This is a genomic window from Candidatus Thioglobus sp., from assembly GCF_029243085.1.
Classification (GTDB): Bacteria; Pseudomonadota; Gammaproteobacteria; order PS1; family Pseudothioglobaceae; genus Thioglobus_A.
Genome location: NZ_JAQWSS010000105.1, coordinates 1 through 16,176 on the forward strand (window position 1 = coordinate 1; position 16,176 = coordinate 16,176).

General features: G+C 38.1%; 14 protein-coding genes. 11 read left to right on the plus strand and 3 right to left on the minus strand.

Annotation, left to right across the window (positions count from 1 at the left end):
• Positions 1 to 93: 93 nt before the first annotated feature.
• On the plus strand, positions 94 to 324 hold the full coding sequence (locus tag P8M52_RS05975) for a hypothetical protein (RefSeq protein ID WP_300308748.1): 231 nt from the start codon (positions 94 to 96) through the stop codon (positions 322 to 324).
• Positions 325 to 386: 62 nt separating this feature from the next.
• Here P8M52_RS05975 and dapD read toward each other — a convergent pair whose 3' ends face one another.
• On the minus strand, positions 387 to 1,202 hold the full coding sequence (dapD, locus tag P8M52_RS05980) for a 2,3,4,5-tetrahydropyridine-2,6-dicarboxylate N-succinyltransferase (RefSeq protein ID WP_300308751.1): 816 nt from the start codon (positions 1,200 to 1,202) through the stop codon (positions 387 to 389).
• A gap of 138 nt (positions 1,203 to 1,340) precedes the next feature.
• On the opposite strand from dapD, the gene ccoG reads away from it, so the two are divergent.
• Together ccoG and P8M52_RS05990 are read left to right on the plus strand one after the other, a co-directional pair.
• A complete protein-coding gene (ccoG, locus tag P8M52_RS05985; protein ID WP_300308754.1) occupies positions 1,341 to 2,738 on the plus strand; it encodes a cytochrome c oxidase accessory protein CcoG in 1,398 nt (465 codons plus the stop codon).
• A complete protein-coding gene (locus tag P8M52_RS05990; RefSeq protein WP_300308757.1) occupies positions 2,735 to 3,211 on the plus strand; it encodes a FixH family protein in 477 nt (158 codons plus the stop codon). The genes ccoG and P8M52_RS05990 overlap by 4 nt, the downstream gene beginning before the upstream one ends.
• A gap of 7 nt (positions 3,212 to 3,218) precedes the next feature.
• Here the strand turns inward: P8M52_RS05990 and P8M52_RS05995 are convergent, their stop codons facing one another.
• Positions 3,219 to 3,938, minus strand: a complete 720-nt coding sequence (locus P8M52_RS05995; protein ID WP_300308760.1) for a metal ABC transporter ATP-binding protein — start codon at positions 3,936 to 3,938, stop codon at positions 3,219 to 3,221.
• Between the two features lie 72 nt (positions 3,939 to 4,010).
• On the opposite strand from P8M52_RS05995, the gene polA reads away from it, so the two are divergent.
• From polA to P8M52_RS06010, 3 genes are read left to right on the plus strand one after another with little or no spacing between them, the layout of a single operon-like run.
• Positions 4,011 to 6,752 carry a DNA polymerase I gene (polA, locus tag P8M52_RS06000; protein WP_300308763.1) on the plus strand — a complete coding sequence of 914 codons (2,742 nt, stop codon included), beginning with the start codon at positions 4,011 to 4,013 and terminating at the stop codon, positions 6,750 to 6,752.
• Positions 6,753 to 6,777: 25 nt separating this feature from the next.
• Positions 6,778 to 8,481, plus strand: coding sequence for an arginine--tRNA ligase (argS, locus tag P8M52_RS06005; protein ID WP_300308766.1), 1,704 nt, complete (start codon positions 6,778 to 6,780; stop codon positions 8,479 to 8,481).
• A 21-nt stretch (positions 8,482 to 8,502) separates the two neighbouring features.
• Positions 8,503 to 11,664 (plus strand): UvrD-helicase domain-containing protein, encoded by a 3,162-nt coding sequence (locus P8M52_RS06010; RefSeq protein ID WP_300308769.1) that lies wholly within the window; start codon positions 8,503 to 8,505, stop codon positions 11,662 to 11,664.
• On the opposite strand, the gene thiE is transcribed toward P8M52_RS06010, so the two are convergent.
• Positions 11,636 to 12,223 carry a thiamine phosphate synthase gene (gene thiE, locus P8M52_RS06015; RefSeq protein WP_300308772.1) on the minus strand — a complete coding sequence of 196 codons (588 nt, stop codon included), beginning with the start codon at positions 12,221 to 12,223 and terminating at the stop codon, positions 11,636 to 11,638. The two genes, P8M52_RS06010 and thiE, sit on opposite strands and share 29 nt — an antisense overlap.
• Between thiE and lptC the strand changes: the two genes are divergently transcribed.
• From lptC to P8M52_RS06040, 5 genes are all read left to right on the plus strand, one after another.
• Positions 12,222 to 13,178 carry an LPS export ABC transporter periplasmic protein LptC gene (gene lptC, locus P8M52_RS06020; RefSeq protein ID WP_300308775.1) on the plus strand — a complete coding sequence of 319 codons (957 nt, stop codon included), beginning with the start codon at positions 12,222 to 12,224 and terminating at the stop codon, positions 13,176 to 13,178. The two genes, thiE and lptC, sit on opposite strands and share 2 nt — an antisense overlap.
• Positions 13,171 to 13,656, plus strand: coding sequence for a lipopolysaccharide transport periplasmic protein LptA (gene lptA, locus P8M52_RS06025; RefSeq protein WP_300308778.1), 486 nt, complete (start codon positions 13,171 to 13,173; stop codon positions 13,654 to 13,656). Before lptC ends, lptA begins: the two co-directional genes overlap by 8 nt.
• A gap of 103 nt (positions 13,657 to 13,759) precedes the next feature.
• Positions 13,760 to 14,968: a sulfate adenylyltransferase gene (gene sat, locus P8M52_RS06030; protein ID WP_300308781.1), complete on the plus strand. Its 1,209-nt coding sequence runs from the start codon at positions 13,760 to 13,762 to the stop codon at positions 14,966 to 14,968.
• 229 nt (positions 14,969 to 15,197) lie between these two features.
• Positions 15,198 to 16,067 (plus strand): adenylylsulfate reductase, encoded by an 870-nt coding sequence (locus tag P8M52_RS06035; protein ID WP_300308784.1) that lies wholly within the window; start codon positions 15,198 to 15,200, stop codon positions 16,065 to 16,067.
• Positions 16,068 to 16,100: 33 nt separating this feature from the next.
• Positions 16,101 to 16,176: 4Fe-4S binding protein (locus P8M52_RS06040; protein ID WP_300308787.1), on the plus strand; the 76-nt coding region annotated here is incomplete at its 3' end.

Genomic DNA, 16,176 nt, shown 5'->3' on the forward strand with positions numbered 1-16,176 from the left:
AAAAAAAAGCTTGACTTAGTTGATAAAATCTTCTAAATTGTTACTAATTCGATAAAGATGTCGGATTATTAATATAACTAAAGAGGGGAAACTATGTTTGATACTGTTATCGGTACAATCAAAAAACTAACTGAAGCCGGAATGGCTTTAATTGCTTTAGCCATTGTGGTTCAAGTGATCTTCGGTACAGGCGCAGCGGGCGTACCATTTATTGGTGGCGATGTAATCGGCACTATAACGGGTATTGTTGCTAGTCTTGGTTCGCATGGCTTAGTGGGCTTAGCAGCAGTTGCTGTTATCTATGCATTGTTTACGCGTAAGTAGTAATACATAAATACCAAAAAAAAACCCGCCGAAAGGCGGGTTTTTTTTGGTTCAAAGAAAGATTAAATTCCTCTTAGTAACTCATTAATACTTGTTTTAGAGCGAGTCTTGGCATCTACTTGTTTGACGATAACCGCACAGTAAAGTGAGTAAGTTCCGTCTTTAGATGGCAAGTTGCCCGATACAACAACAGAGCCTGCTGGAATGCGTCCGTAAGAAACTTCACCAGTTTCACGATTAAATATTTTAGTTGATTGGCCAATATAAACACCCATTGAAATAACAGAACCCTCTTCAACAATAACACCTTCCACTACTTCTGAACGTGCACCAATGAAACAGTTGTCTTCAATAATAGTTGGGCTAGCTTGTAAAGGCTCTAATACACCGCCAATACCAACGCCACCCGATAGATGAACATTCTTGCCAATTTGTGCACATGAGCCAACTGTCGCCCACGTATCTACCATACTGCCAGAATCAACATAAGCGCCGATATTCACGTAAGAAGGCATTAGTACCGTGTCTTTAGCAATATATGAGCCTCGTCTAGCGCTTGCTGGCGGTACAACACGAACGCCAGTTGCTTTTAGCTCCTCTGCCGACATGTCAGCAAATTTTGAAGGAACCTTATCGTAGTATTGAGTGAAGCCACCTTGCATCGGCACATTATCTTCAATTCTAAAAGATAATAGTACCGCTTTTTTTAACCATTCGTTAACTGTCCAATCGCCAATACCATGTTGCTCTGCAACCCGAGCTTCACCAGAATCAAGCATACGAATGGCTTCATTTACAGCTTGTTTTACTTCCGGCGTGACTGTTTGAGGGTTGATGTTTGCTCTATCTTCAAAAGCGGCTTCGATAATGTCTTTCATGATGGTGTACTAATAAAAAAAGCTATATTATATCAGAGTAGGTTTTTTAATTTAGTCCACAGGCTTCAGCCTAATTGCTAATCATATGCAACAAACGACATATGATAAAATACTTTATGCTTTTTTATATTAAAACCTATGCCTAGCAAGAAAATTGAATTGGAAAATTTATACGATGAAGGTGAGCAGTGGATTCAAAATCTCGGTGAAAAGACAGTACACGCCAAACGCATGGGTGGCCGATTTAGAGATATTAAATGGATATCAATGTTATTTTGGACGCCTTTTTTCATCGGCCCTTATCTGACTTGGAACGATAAACAAGCCATATTGTTTGATATGGATAATCGTCAATATCATTTATTTGATATTACAATATTTCCTCAAGATATTTGGTTGTTAACAGTTATTTTGTTGTTTCTAGCCATTCTTCTAGCTGCTGTTACTACTGTCTTAGGCAGGGTTTTTTGCGGCTATGTATGTTTCCAAACCGTCTGGACTGATATTTTCACTCAGATTGAGCAATGGATTGAAGGCGCACCAATGCAGCGTCGCAAGCTTGAGCAGGCGTCAATGGGTATTGCCAAGTTTAAGCTTAAGATAATTAAGCATTTTTTATGGATTGTAATCGCTTTATTGTCAGGTGTTACTTGGATGTTGTATTTTAATGTGACGTGGGCGGACTATTTTTCTGGCAACGTTAGTATAACCACAATTGCTATCACTGGCGCAATTGCGCTTGGTGCGTATGTATTTGCAGGATTTATGCGTGAACAAACTTGTTTGTGGATTTGTCCTTATTCACGCATTCAAGGTGCGATGGTTGATGAACAAACCATACTCCCTACCTATGATCATTATCGTGGTGAAAGCCGTGGAAAGTTGAAAAAAGGCGTCTATGTTGAGGATAATGGTGACTGTATCGATTGTAATCAGTGTGTTGCTGTTTGTCCGACTGGTGTAGATATTCGCAAGGGCCAAGAATATGGCTGTATTACTTGTGGCCTATGTATCGATGCGTGTGATTCAGTGATGGAAAAAGTCGGTAAACCCAAGGGGTTAATTCGCTACACGTCTTTAGCCGAGTTAGAATTCAAACAAGAGCCTAAAGCTTTATACAAGCGCCCAAGAGTGATTGTTTATAGCGCTATCATATTGGCTGCAGTATCAACATTAGTATATGGAATGAGTACGCTTGCGCCAATGGATCTGAAAGTCTTACACGACAGACAGCCGTTATTTGTTAAACTTTCAGATGGCTCTATCCGTAACAAATATGAATTAAAAGTAATGAATAAGACGGATAAAGATATGCGAGTTAATATTACCTTTGAAAGTCAAATCCAAGATCTTAAGTCTAACAGAACGCTAGATGCTGTAACAATTCCAACTGGAAATGTTAAATCTATTTTTGTTTATCTTTCTGCCTATGAGGCAAATGTTGGCAAGAAAAACGAAGTAAATTTTGTGGTTAAAAGCGATCAATCTACATTAGAATATGACACCCAATTCTTTACCCCAGGGAGTGTGCAATGAGCGTACAAAAATCACCAATTATGATGTTAATGCTAGTGTTGTTTCTGATGCTGGTTGGCGCTACAATCTGGCGCATTATGACCGCACTTGAAACGCATCCTGGTATGGTGGTTGAAGACGCTTACGAAACGGGAGAGCGTTATGGGCAAACACTAGAAAAACGTCAAAAACTACAACAACAAGGTTGGAAACTCGAATTAAAGCTGCCAGAAGTTGTAACTCATGGTGTTGAGCAAACTTATCAGGCGATTAGCACCAAACAAGAAAAACGATTAAACAAGGCTGACGCAACCGCCTATTTTTATCGACCATTGGAGATGAAACACGATTTTTCGCTACCTATGAAAAAAACTGCCGACGGCACTTATCAAGTAGAAGTTATATTGCCATTGAAAGGTCGTTGGGATTTGTTAGTCGAAGTGTCTAAAGGTAGCTTTTTGCAACAGAATTCTGCCAGAATGTTTGCGCAATAAGCGCTAACTAGTCTTCATGGCAATGATTATGATGATGTTCATAAGTTGCCATAAGATCGTCCATTTGATCAGCAAATAAATCATTAAATTGAGAATCTTTTAAAATTGATTCTGGTTGGCCCATGCAGCAAATATGATGATATAAACAGAGTACTTGGGTCGATTCTCTCATGACTCGATGTAAATCATGCGAAACCATTAACACAGCACAACCTTGAGTCTGGTGAATATCTTGAATGAGTTTATATAGATGCATTTGACCATTCACATCAAGATTTTGAGCAGGCTCATCTAAAATCAGTACATTGGGCTTTGCTAATAAGGCGCGAGCCAGCAAAACACGCTGCATTTCTCCGCCAGATAAGTTTTTTAACTCATTATTTAAGATTGATTCAATACTGGTCAATTGCGCGGTGCTGTATAAAAAATCATCATCAATCTTTTGGTTAAGCTTTAAAAATCCCAATACTGAAATCGGAATAAATTCATTGGGAATAAATTTTTGAGGTGTGTAGCCTAAGCGTATGTTATCTAATTTTGTCACGCTACCAGAATCTGGTTTAATAAGACCTAATAGAATCTTGATGAGCGAGCTTTTTCCTGCGCCATTCGGACCAATAAGTGTGATAAATTCGCCTGCCTTAAGTTCAAAGCTTACTTGATCAAGAACACTTTTGCCATGATAGCTTAAACTAACTTGATCAACATGGACGAGCGTTTCTGACATGGGTCTGATAATGATTAAAGTAATGTTATTTTACAACTTAAGTAGTGATTAAAAATTGGTAAAATCACACTCATGTCACACAAGTTAATCTTACTCGATGGCTCGGCGTTTTTATTCCGATCTTATTTCTCTACGTTAAAACAAAATCTAAGCAATCAGGATGGCTTTCCAACGGGCGCTATATTTGGCGTAATTAACGCAATTAAACGTTTACAAAATCAATTTCCCGAAGCAAAATTAATTGCTATTTTTGATGCCAAGGGTAAAAATTTTCGTCATGAAATTTATCCACAATATAAGGCGCACAGAAAACCCGCAGACGATGACTTGGTTATTCAAATTGAGCCGTTGCATGAAATTATTCAAGCGATGGGCTTTCATTTTATTTGTGTGCCTGGGGTAGAAGCGGATGATGTTATTGCTACCTTGAGTTTGTGTGCAGATCAAAATAACATCAAAACTATGATTGCTAGTGGTGATAAAGATCTGATGCAATTAGTGAGCGACAATGTGTCCCAACTCGATATGAAGGGTTGCGTCTACGACCGCCATGGAGTGATTGAAAAAATGGGTGTAGAGCCAGAGAAGATTTTGGATCTGTTGGCACTCACTGGTGATAGCGCTGATAATATTCCAGGGGTGCCTAGTGTTGGACCCAAAACAGCGATTAAATGGCTGCAATTGTATCAAGGTATTGATGGCATTAAGGATAATGCTCATGAAATCAAGGGTAAAGTAGGTGAAAAGTTACGCGACAATTTCGAACTACTAGATTTGTCACATAGTCTTGTTAGCTTAAAATTTGATGTTGATTTACCTTGTAACATCTTGGAGAACGAGCCAGGACAAGATAATGTTAAGCTTGCGGGTTTGTATCAACAATATGGTTTTGCTATGTGGCGTAGGCAATTAGGCGATATAGGTGAAACACCTTTAGTCAATATAGATAACACTATTCAAAGTAACAATTCTGAACCTGAGGTTGCTAGTGCACAGAGCTTAACTCAGGAATATATACAAACCACAGTATTAGACACAATAACTTTTTCCAACATGATTGAGCGTTTAAAAAAGTGCTCAAGCTTTGTGTTTGATCTGGAAACAAATTCCCTTGATTATATGAATGCGCAGATAGTTGGCTGGGTATTTTTAATTGATAAAGATAGTTTTTATGTGCCTGTTGCGCATGACTATTTAGATGCGCCAAAACAGCTTGATTTTGATCAAGTCATGACAGAGCTTAAACCAATTTTGGAAGATAATGATATTGGCAAAGTAGGTCAAAACCTTAAATACGATGCACATATTTTGGCTAATTATCATATTGATCTAAATGCAATAGCAGATGATACGATGGTAAAGTCATATGTGTTGAATTCAGTGGCCACACGCCATAACATGGATGATTTATCAGAATATTATTTGAATCATCAGACCATTTCATTTTCTGATGTTGCTGGAAAAGGTAAAAAACAAATTACCTTCAATCAAGTGTCATTAGAGGTGGCTAGTCCTTATGCTTGTGAAGATGTCATTGTTACCGATCTACTAAATAAAGTACTAGATGATCAAATTGCGCAATATCCAAAACTAGTTAAGCTATATCAGCGCGTTGAATTGCCGATGATTAAGGTATTAATGCGCATGGAACGCAATGGTGTAGAGTTGGATGCTCAGTTGCTCGGCGTTCAACAACTGGATGTCAAAACACAAATGGACAGTCTGCAAGCACAAGCTTACGATTTGGCTGGCAAGGCGTTTAATTTAGAATCTCCTAAACAGATTCAACAAATCTTGTTTTCCGAAGAGGGGCTAGGCTTGGAGCCTAAAAAGAAAACGCCAAAAGGTGCACCTTCAACTAACGAGGAAGCATTAAAATTATTGGACCACCCTTTAGTCGATTTAATTTTAAGCTATCGAACACTAACCAAGCTTAACTCAACCTATTTAGAGGCGCTCCCTAAGCAAATCGATTTTAATACTCAGCGCTTACATACATCTTATCATCAGGCGGTTACTGCAACCGGGCGTTTATCTTCATCTAATCCAAATTTACAAAATATTCCTATTCGTTCTGAACAGGGTGCGCGCATTCGTAGCGCTTTTGTTGCTAGTGAAGGTTATGTTATTATTGCGGCAGATTATTCCCAGATTGAGTTGAGAATTATGGCGCACATTTCCCAAGATGAGCGGTTGTTACAAGCATTTAAAAAAGATCAGGATGTTCATAGTGCAACAGCAGCTACCATATTTAATGTAACTACCGATGAAGTCACCAAAGAGCAAAGACGTCGGGCCAAGGCAATTAACTTTGGTTTAATTTATGGCATGAGTGCTTTTGGACTGGCCAAGCAAATTGATATATCTCGTACCGAGGCAAAGACCTATATAGAAGCCTATTTTGAAAACTACTCCGGTGTTGCGGATTATATGGAAGAGACAAGGGAGTCCGCCAAAATACAAGGTTATGTAGAAACGGTAATGGGCAGAAGATTATATTTGCCACAAATTAACGCAAAAAACAAAATGTTACAACAACATGCATTAAGAACAGCCATTAACGCACCAATGCAAGGCACGAGTGCTGATATTATCAAGTTAGCCATGCTAGATGTAATGCAATGGATAGGTAAAGATAATGCCGACATAATGATGATTATGCAGGTACATGATGAACTGGTATTTGAAGTGAAAGCTGATAAAGCTGATGTGTTTGCCGATAAAATACAAGCCTTGATGGAGGATGCTTATGTTTTAGACGTCCCTTTGAAGGCTGATGTTGGGATTGGTCATTCTTGGCAACAAGCACACTAATTAAAAAAATAAAAAGAAATTTGATATGAAACAAGAATTACAGGAATTATTAATTCAAGCATTACAAGCGTTAATTAGCGAGGGCATTCTAGAGAGTGTGCCGGATAATATTCGTATCGACCACTCTAAGGACAAGTCTCAAGGTGATTTTGCCTCAAATGTTGCTATGGTGTTATCTAAACAAGCAAGGTGTGCTCCTAAAGATTTAGCACAAAAGATTGTTGAAAAATTAACTGATGCAACTGAGATTGAAAGAGTTGAAGTTGCTGGCCCTGGGTTTATTAACTTTTTTATGTCGCAAGGTTCAAACAATCAGGTGCTTGGCGATATTCTCGCCAAAGGTGATCAGTTTGGTTTGTCTGAGTTTGGCAAAGGCCAGAGAATTTTATTAGAATTTGTTTCTGCTAATCCAACGGGACCTTTGCATGTAGGACATGGCAGGGGCGCTGCATACGGTGCAACCGTGTCTAATCTGTTGCGCGCTATTGGTTTTGAGGTTGATAATGAATATTATGTCAATGATGCTGGTCGCCAAATGGACATTTTGGCTACTTCGGTTTATTTACGATATTGTGAGGTAACGGTATTCCCTGATAATGGCTATAAAGGCGATTATATTTTTGATATAGCAAAACAAGTGTCTAATGTTGAGCGGTATGATATTGCTCAAGATGTCTGTAAAGATGAAAAAGATGGCGGCGACAAAGAAAAACATATTGATGAGCTTATTGCTAATTGCAAACGTGTATTAGGGTCAGATTATCAGAAAATTTTTAAGCTAGCTATCGATAGTATTTTGAGCGGTATTAAAATTGATTTGTCAGAATTTGGTATTGAATACCAGCAATGGTTTTCAGAACAATCTTTAGTGGACTCTGGGTTGTCTGAAAAGACGGTTAAGGCGCTACAGAAATCAGGGCATATTTACGAGAAAGAGGGTGCTTTGTGGTTTAAAACCACAGACTTTGGTGATGACTTGGATCGTGTAGTGGTTAGAGACAATGGCATGCACACCTATTTTGCTTCAGATATTGCTTATCATCTTGAAAAATTTAATCGGGGTTATGACAAAGTTATTAATATTTGGGGTTCGGATCATCATGGTTATATTGCTCGAGTTAAGGCTTCGATTAGTGCTTTAGGGCATAACCCGGAGAAGCTGGAAATTTTATTAGTGCAATTTGCTAATTTGTATCGCAGTGGTGAGAAAGTTGCCATGTCAACTAGAAGCGGATCATTTGTCACGCTTGAAGAGCTGCGTCATGAAGTAGGCAATGATGCGGCACGTTTTTTCTATGTATTGAGAAAATCTGAGCAACATATGGACTTTGATTTGGATTTAGCAAAATCTAAGACTAATGAAAATCCAGTTTTCTATATTCAGTATGCGCATGCTCGAATTTTCTCAGTGTTAAAACAAGCAAAAAATATGCCTATAGTTGAAGCCGATTTGTCGTTGCTAACCAGTAATATTGAAGCCTCTTTAGTTAAGGAGTTGAATCGTTACAAGGATATATTGCAAACTAGTGCAGTAAATTACGAGCCACATATATTGGCTTATTATTTACGAGATCTAGCTGGGGAGTTTCATAGTTATTACAATAATAGTGAATTTTTAGTTGAAGATGATGTGTTACGATGTACTAGATTGTCACTTGTGCAGGCCGTAAAACAAGTGATTGTTAACGGGTTAAACGTTCTGGGTGTTAGCGCGCCAGACTCTATGTAAACTATTGACTAAACTTTGAGTATGGATGATCAGGCACAACGACTCCAGGCATTAGACACGTCAAGCTCTTTCTTAATTCAAGCACCTGCAGGATCTGGAAAGACAGAACTATTAACTCAGCGTTACTTAAAGTTGCTGTCAGTCAGTGACTCGCCAGAGAGTGTACTGGCAATGACGTTTACTAAAAAAGCAGTCAGTGAGCTTAAAGCCAGAGTAATCGATGCATTAAAGTCGGCTAGGGGTAAGCGACCGAATCAAGCGCATAAACAAATTACCTATGATTTAGCGTGTGAGGTGTTGTCCAGATCTGCAAAACACGATTGGCAATTAATTGAAATGCCTCAGCGACTTAAGATTTCTACCATTGACGGCCTGTCTAATTTGATCACCAGTCGTTATCCACAGCAAGATACCTGGATTAATAAACAAATTATTACTCAAACTTGGCAACAAGACAATATCTATTTGCAGGCAGCAAAGCACACACTGAATAGTATCGATACCGATGAGTTTGGGCAATGCGTGAGAAATACCTTGCTATATTTGGATAATAATGTGAATCGATTCTACCAGTTGGTTACCTTTATGTTGTCTAAGCGTGATCAATGGCTGAATAAGCTATATGTTGAGGGTGTTTTTAATGTTAAGAGTCTAAAAAATAGCGCAAGTAACATTATCAATCAGCATTTAGAGCAGTTATTAATCTTGGCCCAGTCGCATTTCACGCCAGAATTTTTTAGTGCATTAGGCGGTAATACCCAGATAGAAATTTCGAGCATTAGTCAATTACCAAGACCTGTGTCTGATGATTTAGAAAATTGGAAAATTCTAGCTGATTTGTGTTTGACTGGAAAGGGTGAATGGCGAAAAACACTCACCAAGAAAAATGGTTTTCCTGCAGAATTAAAACAACAAAAGAAAGTAGTGCTTGATGTGTTGACAGAGTTGTCAAGCCAAACAGAGTTAAAAACGTTATTGGGCGAGATTAGCCTTTTGCCAGACGTGGATTTTGATACAAGCAAAATCCAGGCACTTGAAAATATTGCCCAAGTGCTCAAAGTGGCTGTAGCACAACTAACTGTGTTGTTTGATGAGCAGCAGTCAACTGATTTTATCCAAGTGGCTTTAGATGCAGACCAAGCTTTGAGCAATCATGAATCAAGTGATGTAGCCCTGTTCTTGGATTATAAAATACAGCATTTATTAATTGATGAATTTCAGGATACTTCAAACACACAATTCATCTTGATTGAAAAACTCATTGCTAATTGGCAAGAGGCCGAACCTAAGACTTTGTTTTTAGTGGGCGACCCCATGCAATCGATTTATTTGTTCAGGCAGTCTCAGGTGGGTTTATTTTTACAAGTAAGAGAGCTAGGGATTAGCCACTTAAAGCCAAAATTCTTGCAATTAACAACCAATTTTAGGTCTGATAAAGTCATTGTAGAGGCTAACAACACTTACTTTTCTAAAATTTTCCCTCAAGTTGAAAATACACAAATTGGCAGTATTTGCTATTCTTCCTCCGTATCTAATAATGCTGCTAGTCAGAAGGGTGGTGTTGAATTCTATCCATTTGCTTGTAAAGACTACACTCAAGAGGCGCAACAAGTCTCAGAATTAGTGCAGCAAAATATAAACAAGGATGTGGCCATATTGGTGAGAAATCGTTCACACTTAAATGAAATCGTACCTGCGTTAAAGTCTGCAGGTGTCACCTTTGAGGCACTAAAAACAGCACCACTTAAGAATGAATTATTTACTAAAGACTTGATTAGTCTCACCAGAGGATTATTGGATTTAAGTGATAAATTAGCTTGGTTAGCCATTCTTAGAGCGCCCTGGTGCGGCTTACTCTTACCGGATATCCTAACGCTTTCTAGATATCAACATCACGTGATGTTTGATTTACTGGCATTGCCAGAAGTGTTGGAAGGGTTGTCAGTTGACGCAAGGCCAAGGGTTAAGGCCCTGCGTCAGGCGTTTTCAGCAGTGGTTGCAAATACATCAAGATTTAGTTTTGTTCAAAGAATTGAATTTGTTATCCAGCAGCTGTGTCCACAGCAATCTTTAGATGAAAAACAAACCATGATTAAGCGCCAATTTTTGGCAGTTGTTCATGATTGTGAGATGTTAGGTCAACTTGATATTAGTACCATAGAGCAACAACTTGAAGAGTTATACGCGCCAAGTATTACGAGTAATATTAAACTGATGACCATTCATCAGTCTAAAGGTTTGGAGTTTGAAGTGGTAATCATTCCTGGATTAGGTAGGGCGCCACGGGCTAATCAGCCTGCTATTATTCGTCTGCAGGAGTTTTCTGATCAGTCATTGTTATTGGCACCAATTAAGTCTTATCAAGACGTCAATCCAAGTGGTACCTATCGTTATTTACAACATATAGAATCACAGCAAGGTCATTTTGAAAGTATGAGGCTGTTGTATGTTGCCATGACTCGAGCAAAATCAAACTTGTTTCTACTTGGCACGTTAAATAGTAATAATAAAGCAAGTAACAATACATTTTTAAAGTTGCTCGAACCAATATTACATCATCAGTTTGATAAAACACCCAAAATATTGAATGTTGTAGATGTGGCTCTTGAGTCACCCCCGTTAGTGCGATATCGAACCATACAAAATGTGAAAAGCGTAGTGGATAATGCGCATGAGGTGGTTGATTTTAATCAGAGTGTTGATTTGGGTTACAAAAGTCTATTAGGCACTTTTATGCATCAATGTTATGAGTTTAGTGAGTTTGATATTAGTCTCGATGTTATTAGTATGCGTTTAATCGAATTAGGTTTTTCACTTGATAGTATGGATACTTCGAGTAATCATATTAGACGTTTATTGCTTAATACACGAAACGATATTCATTTCAAATGGCTCTTCAAGGAGCGTCAGTCTACTGAAGTTGAGGCTGAATTCATTTATAAAGATAAAAGCATTGTTATCGATCGATTGTTTATCGAGTCTGGAACTTTGTGGATTGTTGATTTCAAGACAGCCGAGCCAAGACCTGGAGAAACGACCGAACGGTATATTGCAAGACAACGCTCAAAGTATGCCGAACAGTTAAAACTTTACAAAGAGGCTTTAACAAATAGCCACAAAGGGGAGATTAAATGCGCTCTATATTGCCCAACGGTTAGTCAACTGATTGAAATAACGCATTAATCATGGCAACAGCATCACAGCCTGCAGAAAACGCCGTGGTTTTATTGCTAAAATCTATGCCACCTATGCCAACAATAGGAATGTCGATAACAAGTTTTGCCTGTGTCACAATCTCAAGTGCACAGTCTGGAGCATTGGGTTTGGTGTTTGATGTAAATAGAGCGCCAAATGCAACATAGCTTGCTCCTTGTGTTTGTGCAGTCTGAGCTAGACTGATATTGTTATAACAACTAACACCAATCACAGCGTCATCACCCAAAATAGATCTCGCTGTTTGTATAGAGTTGTCACATCTGCCTAGATGAACACCATCGGCACCGACTTTTTGCGCTAGGTTAATATCATCGTTGACAATAAATAAAGTATGATGTTGTAAGCATAATTGACGTAATTTGTTAGCTTCAGTTAACTTAAGGACGTCATTGGTGGTTTTGCGCCTATATTGTAAAATACTAATTTTATGTTGAGTAATGATTTTTTCAATTAGACTTAGGTTAATAGGGCTATCAGCCGTAATGGCATAAATACCCTGTATTTTTTCAACTGTATGCGACATCATGAATTTTCAATTAAGACATAATTTATTAATTACAATTTTCATTATAGTGATTATTGCTACTATGTGGCTTATGATGAAAGGGTTGTCTTATTCATTTGACTTACTCAATACTAAAGCTACAGAGGTGCCAGCTGAGAGTAGAACACACTTTCAGGAAGTGGCTTATATAGAAAAGATTGATGAGTTCGCACTTCAGGAGTTTGGTGTCGATCAAGTCTTGTCTCACCTTGTCGAGGCAGATAGTTATTTCAATTTTAAAGATACCCCAGCTTTATTAATTAATCCAAGAGTAACAACTTACAACCTGCACGGTGAGAAAGATTACATTCTCAGTTCTAAACGTGCTCATTATCTAGATAGTGGCGAGGTAAGTTTTAAAGGCAAAGTAGATGTATCTTCAAGTGACGGTATTAAGCATAAGATGAATACGCAAGAACTTTTAATTGATACTCATACTGATGACTTAATTAGTCATAAAGAGGTAACTTATTTAGGAGAAAGTGCCAAAATCATTTCTGAAGGCATGCATATGAGGACCAAGACTAACAAAATGAAATTAACAGGCGATGCGCGTATTCATCAAAATAGTGGCCAAGAAATGTTAACTCGGAATATTTACATTGACCAGTCAAATAAGAAAAAGCACTATTATTCAGATGATAAAACCACCTATTTATCTAATGAGAATAAAATTTACGCAGACGGCATGGATATGGATATGAACAAAAAGATTACTCATTTATTGGGCCAAGTCAACATTGTACAAAATTCAGGCTCAATCATCAAAACTAATAATTTAATACTTGATCAGTCTAATGATCGTGAAGTTTACAAAACTAATGACGATATTCATTACCAATCAAGCATTGCCGATATTCGTGCAAAGAGCATGCATTATGATGCAGCTAGACAAAAAATTAAGCTTGATGGTGGTGTGATAGGGCGCTATGATTAGAAAATTATTATTATTCATAAGTATCATTCCAGCAATGGCCATTGCTTTATCGACTGACAAAGGTCAGCCCATTAATGTTAAGGCGCAAACGGTTATTATCGATGAAAAAGCAGGTCATAGTATTTACAGTGGCAATGCCAAAGTGATGCAAGGATCGCTGATACTTAGTGCAAAAAAAATCCAAATATATAACAACCAAAAGACTGTCACTAAGGTGATTGCAAAGGGTAATAAAGAACAACGTGCACATTATCAACAGAATCAGGAAAATCAATCACGTTTTATTGAGGCAACGGCAAATAAAATCACCTATCTGATTAAAACCGAAATGGTTCATCTTAAAGGTAATGCGCATTTAACTCAAGGGTTTGATTCGTTTAGCGGTGGAACCTTAGATTACGATATAAAAAATGATAAGGTGATTGCTGAGAAATCAAACGACGGCACACAAAGAGTGCGTTTTAAAATTAAACTTTAAGTTATATATCCTTGGAGATATATAAAACTATCTCTACAATAGAAGCTTGTAAAAAACACCATAGGTATAATTTTCTATCTTTAAATATAAATAGGATTGTACTATGTCAAAATTAGTCCCACCACACGGTAGTGACACGATAAATGCGCTAGCATTGTCAGGCGATGCATTAACAGCAGAATTATCGAGAGCTGAATCTTTAGCAAAAATTACTTGCTCATCTAGAGAAGAAGGCGATGTGGTCATGCTAGGTATTGGTGGCTTTAACCCGTTAGACGGTTTTATGGGTAAAGCAGACTGGCAAGGTGTTTGTGATAATATGACTATGACTAACGGTTTATTTTGGCCAATCCCAGTAACATTATCGACTGATGACGAAGATGTAAAAGCGGGTGATGAAATTGCAATTGTAAGTAGTAAATCAGGCGATATCATTGCAACAATGTCTGTGACTGAAAAATACACAATTGACAAAGATCATGAATGTGAAACTGTTTTTAAGACAACTGAAGAGGCACATCCGGGCGTTGTAATGGTTAAGGCACAAGGAAAATACAACCTTGCAGGCCCTATTAAAGTGTTATCAGATGGTGGCTTCCCAGCTAAGTTTGGCGACCTGTACATGACACCAGCTGAAACTCGTGCCTATTTTGATGAAAAAGGTTGGAAAACGATTGCAGCATTCCAAACACGTAATCCAATGCATCGTTCACATGAATACTTAGCAAAAGTTGCTGTAGAAATTTGTGATGGTGTGATGATTCATTCAGTGCTAGGCGGTCTTAAAGCTGGTGATATTCCGGCTGATGTACGCTCAGAGGCAATCTCAACATTGATTGACAATTATTTCGTTGACAATACAGTGCTACAATCAGGTTACCCACTTGATATGCGTTATGCAGGCCCACGTGAAGCTTTATTACATGCATTATTTAGACAAAACTATGGTTGTTCACACTTGATCGTTGGTCGTGATCACGCTGGTGTAGATGATTATTACGGTCCTTTTGATGCACATAATATCTTTGATGAGATTGCTGACGATGCATTAATAACACAACCACTTAAGATTGATTGGACCTTCTGGTGTCATGAATGTGGCGGTATGTCATCAATGAAAACTTGCCCACATGAGGCTAAAGACCGTGTTCTTTTATCAGGCTCTAAAGTCCGTAAGATGCTTTCAGAAGGTGAAGATCTTCCACAAGAATTCTCACGTCCAGAAGTGGCTAAGGTATTACAAGCATACTACGCAACTATAAAGGAAGAGGATAAGGTTGAAGTTAAGTTAAGTGGACACTCTGCCAAATAACAACCTGCATAAACATAATTTCTGATATTTTTTTAATATCACCAAAGAGATATATTGCGATATCTCTATAAAATCATTATGTTTATATAGAACGTACAAAATATAGTAAGTATAATAGTTTGATTTTGACGAACGTAAAATACGTTGGTATAGAAGAAGACAAGAAGAAGCGCCAATTGAAAAATTGGCATAACAGAAGTAATTGATTTAACCTAAGGAGGATGAAACTATGATCAATTTCGATACAACACCAATCGCTTCATTAATAGAAGCGGGCTATACATATGCAGATATGCAAATGTATGTAACGGTTATGATTGCCCTAGTGGTAGTTATGACAATTGCAGACTTAATCCATAAAGGAAGTAAGACGTATTTTGATAATGCTGCTGCAAAAGCTGAAGCACAATTGGCAGCAGGCGACAGTCCGTGTACAGTTGGTAATGAAGAAGGTAGATTAACTCAATTAAGCGCTGGTGATAAAGCAGGCATTTTAGTTAGCACAATAGTAACAGACGTAGCTACAGCTGGTGAATTCGCCAATCCTGTTCGTCGATTAGTTCACATCTTAACAATGTATGGATTTATTCTGTTTAATGCCGCTACAGCTATGATCATCTATGGTGAAGCAGAAACTGCTACATTAGCTCAAGTATGGAACGCAGGCGCAATCTTGTTGTTTATCGGTACATTCTGGTTCTGGTTCTCTTTTAAAGTAGACGGACAAGCTGAAGGTGTTCCTTGGACAAGCGTTACACTTAGAAAAGATATGTTCTCATTATCATTAATGGCGACATCAGTAACAGCAATCGGCTGGTCATACACTGGTGGCGGTACAGGCGTATGGTTTGCTTTTGTAATTTTATCTACAGCATCATTATTTGGTGGAGTTTACTGGTCTAAGTTCTCTCACATGTTCTTTAAGCCTGCTGCAGCTTACAATAAGCGCGTTATCAAAGCTAACGGTACAAATGAAAACTTACCGCATGAGACAAGAGATAGTGAGTGGCAGCAAAACAGACACTCAATGGAGCTTCTTAAAGATGCGCCTAAGAATATGGGTCTAGGTATTAAGCGTGAAGCGCCTAAGCACTACTAAAATTAATTAACTTATAAAAAGAGAGGAAATAATATGCCAACTTTTGTATATATGACTCGTTGTGATGGTTGTGGACATTGTGTAGATATCTGCCCATCTGACATTATGC

What these genes read in the sequence shown, in the direction of transcription:
- P8M52_RS05975 (WP_300308748.1), top strand. Translation starts at nt 94, where the DNA reads ATGTTTGATACTGTTATCGGTACAATCAAAAAACTAACTGAAGCCGGA.
- lptC (WP_300308775.1), top strand. Translation starts at nt 12,222, where the DNA reads ATGAATTTTCAATTAAGACATAATTTATTAATTACAATTTTCATTATA.
- lptA (WP_300308778.1), top strand. Translation starts at nt 13,171, where the DNA reads ATGATTAGAAAATTATTATTATTCATAAGTATCATTCCAGCAATGGCC.
- ccoG (WP_300308754.1), top strand. Translation starts at nt 1,341, where the DNA reads ATGCCTAGCAAGAAAATTGAATTGGAAAATTTATACGATGAAGGTGAG.
- P8M52_RS05995 (WP_300308760.1), bottom strand. Translation starts at nt 3,938, where the DNA reads ATGTCAGAAACGCTCGTCCATGTTGATCAAGTTAGTTTAAGCTATCAT.
- argS (WP_300308766.1), top strand. Translation starts at nt 6,778, where the DNA reads ATGAAACAAGAATTACAGGAATTATTAATTCAAGCATTACAAGCGTTA.
- dapD (WP_300308751.1), bottom strand. Translation starts at nt 1,202, where the DNA reads ATGAAAGACATTATCGAAGCCGCTTTTGAAGATAGAGCAAACATCAAC.
- P8M52_RS06035 (WP_300308784.1), top strand. Translation starts at nt 15,198, where the DNA reads ATGATCAATTTCGATACAACACCAATCGCTTCATTAATAGAAGCGGGC.
- sat (WP_300308781.1), top strand. Translation starts at nt 13,760, where the DNA reads ATGTCAAAATTAGTCCCACCACACGGTAGTGACACGATAAATGCGCTA.
- thiE (WP_300308772.1), bottom strand. Translation starts at nt 12,223, where the DNA reads ATGATGTCGCATACAGTTGAAAAAATACAGGGTATTTATGCCATTACG.
- polA (WP_300308763.1), top strand. Translation starts at nt 4,011, where the DNA reads ATGTCACACAAGTTAATCTTACTCGATGGCTCGGCGTTTTTATTCCGA.
- P8M52_RS05990 (WP_300308757.1), top strand. Translation starts at nt 2,735, where the DNA reads ATGAGCGTACAAAAATCACCAATTATGATGTTAATGCTAGTGTTGTTT.
- P8M52_RS06010 (WP_300308769.1), top strand. Translation starts at nt 8,503, where the DNA reads ATGGATGATCAGGCACAACGACTCCAGGCATTAGACACGTCAAGCTCT.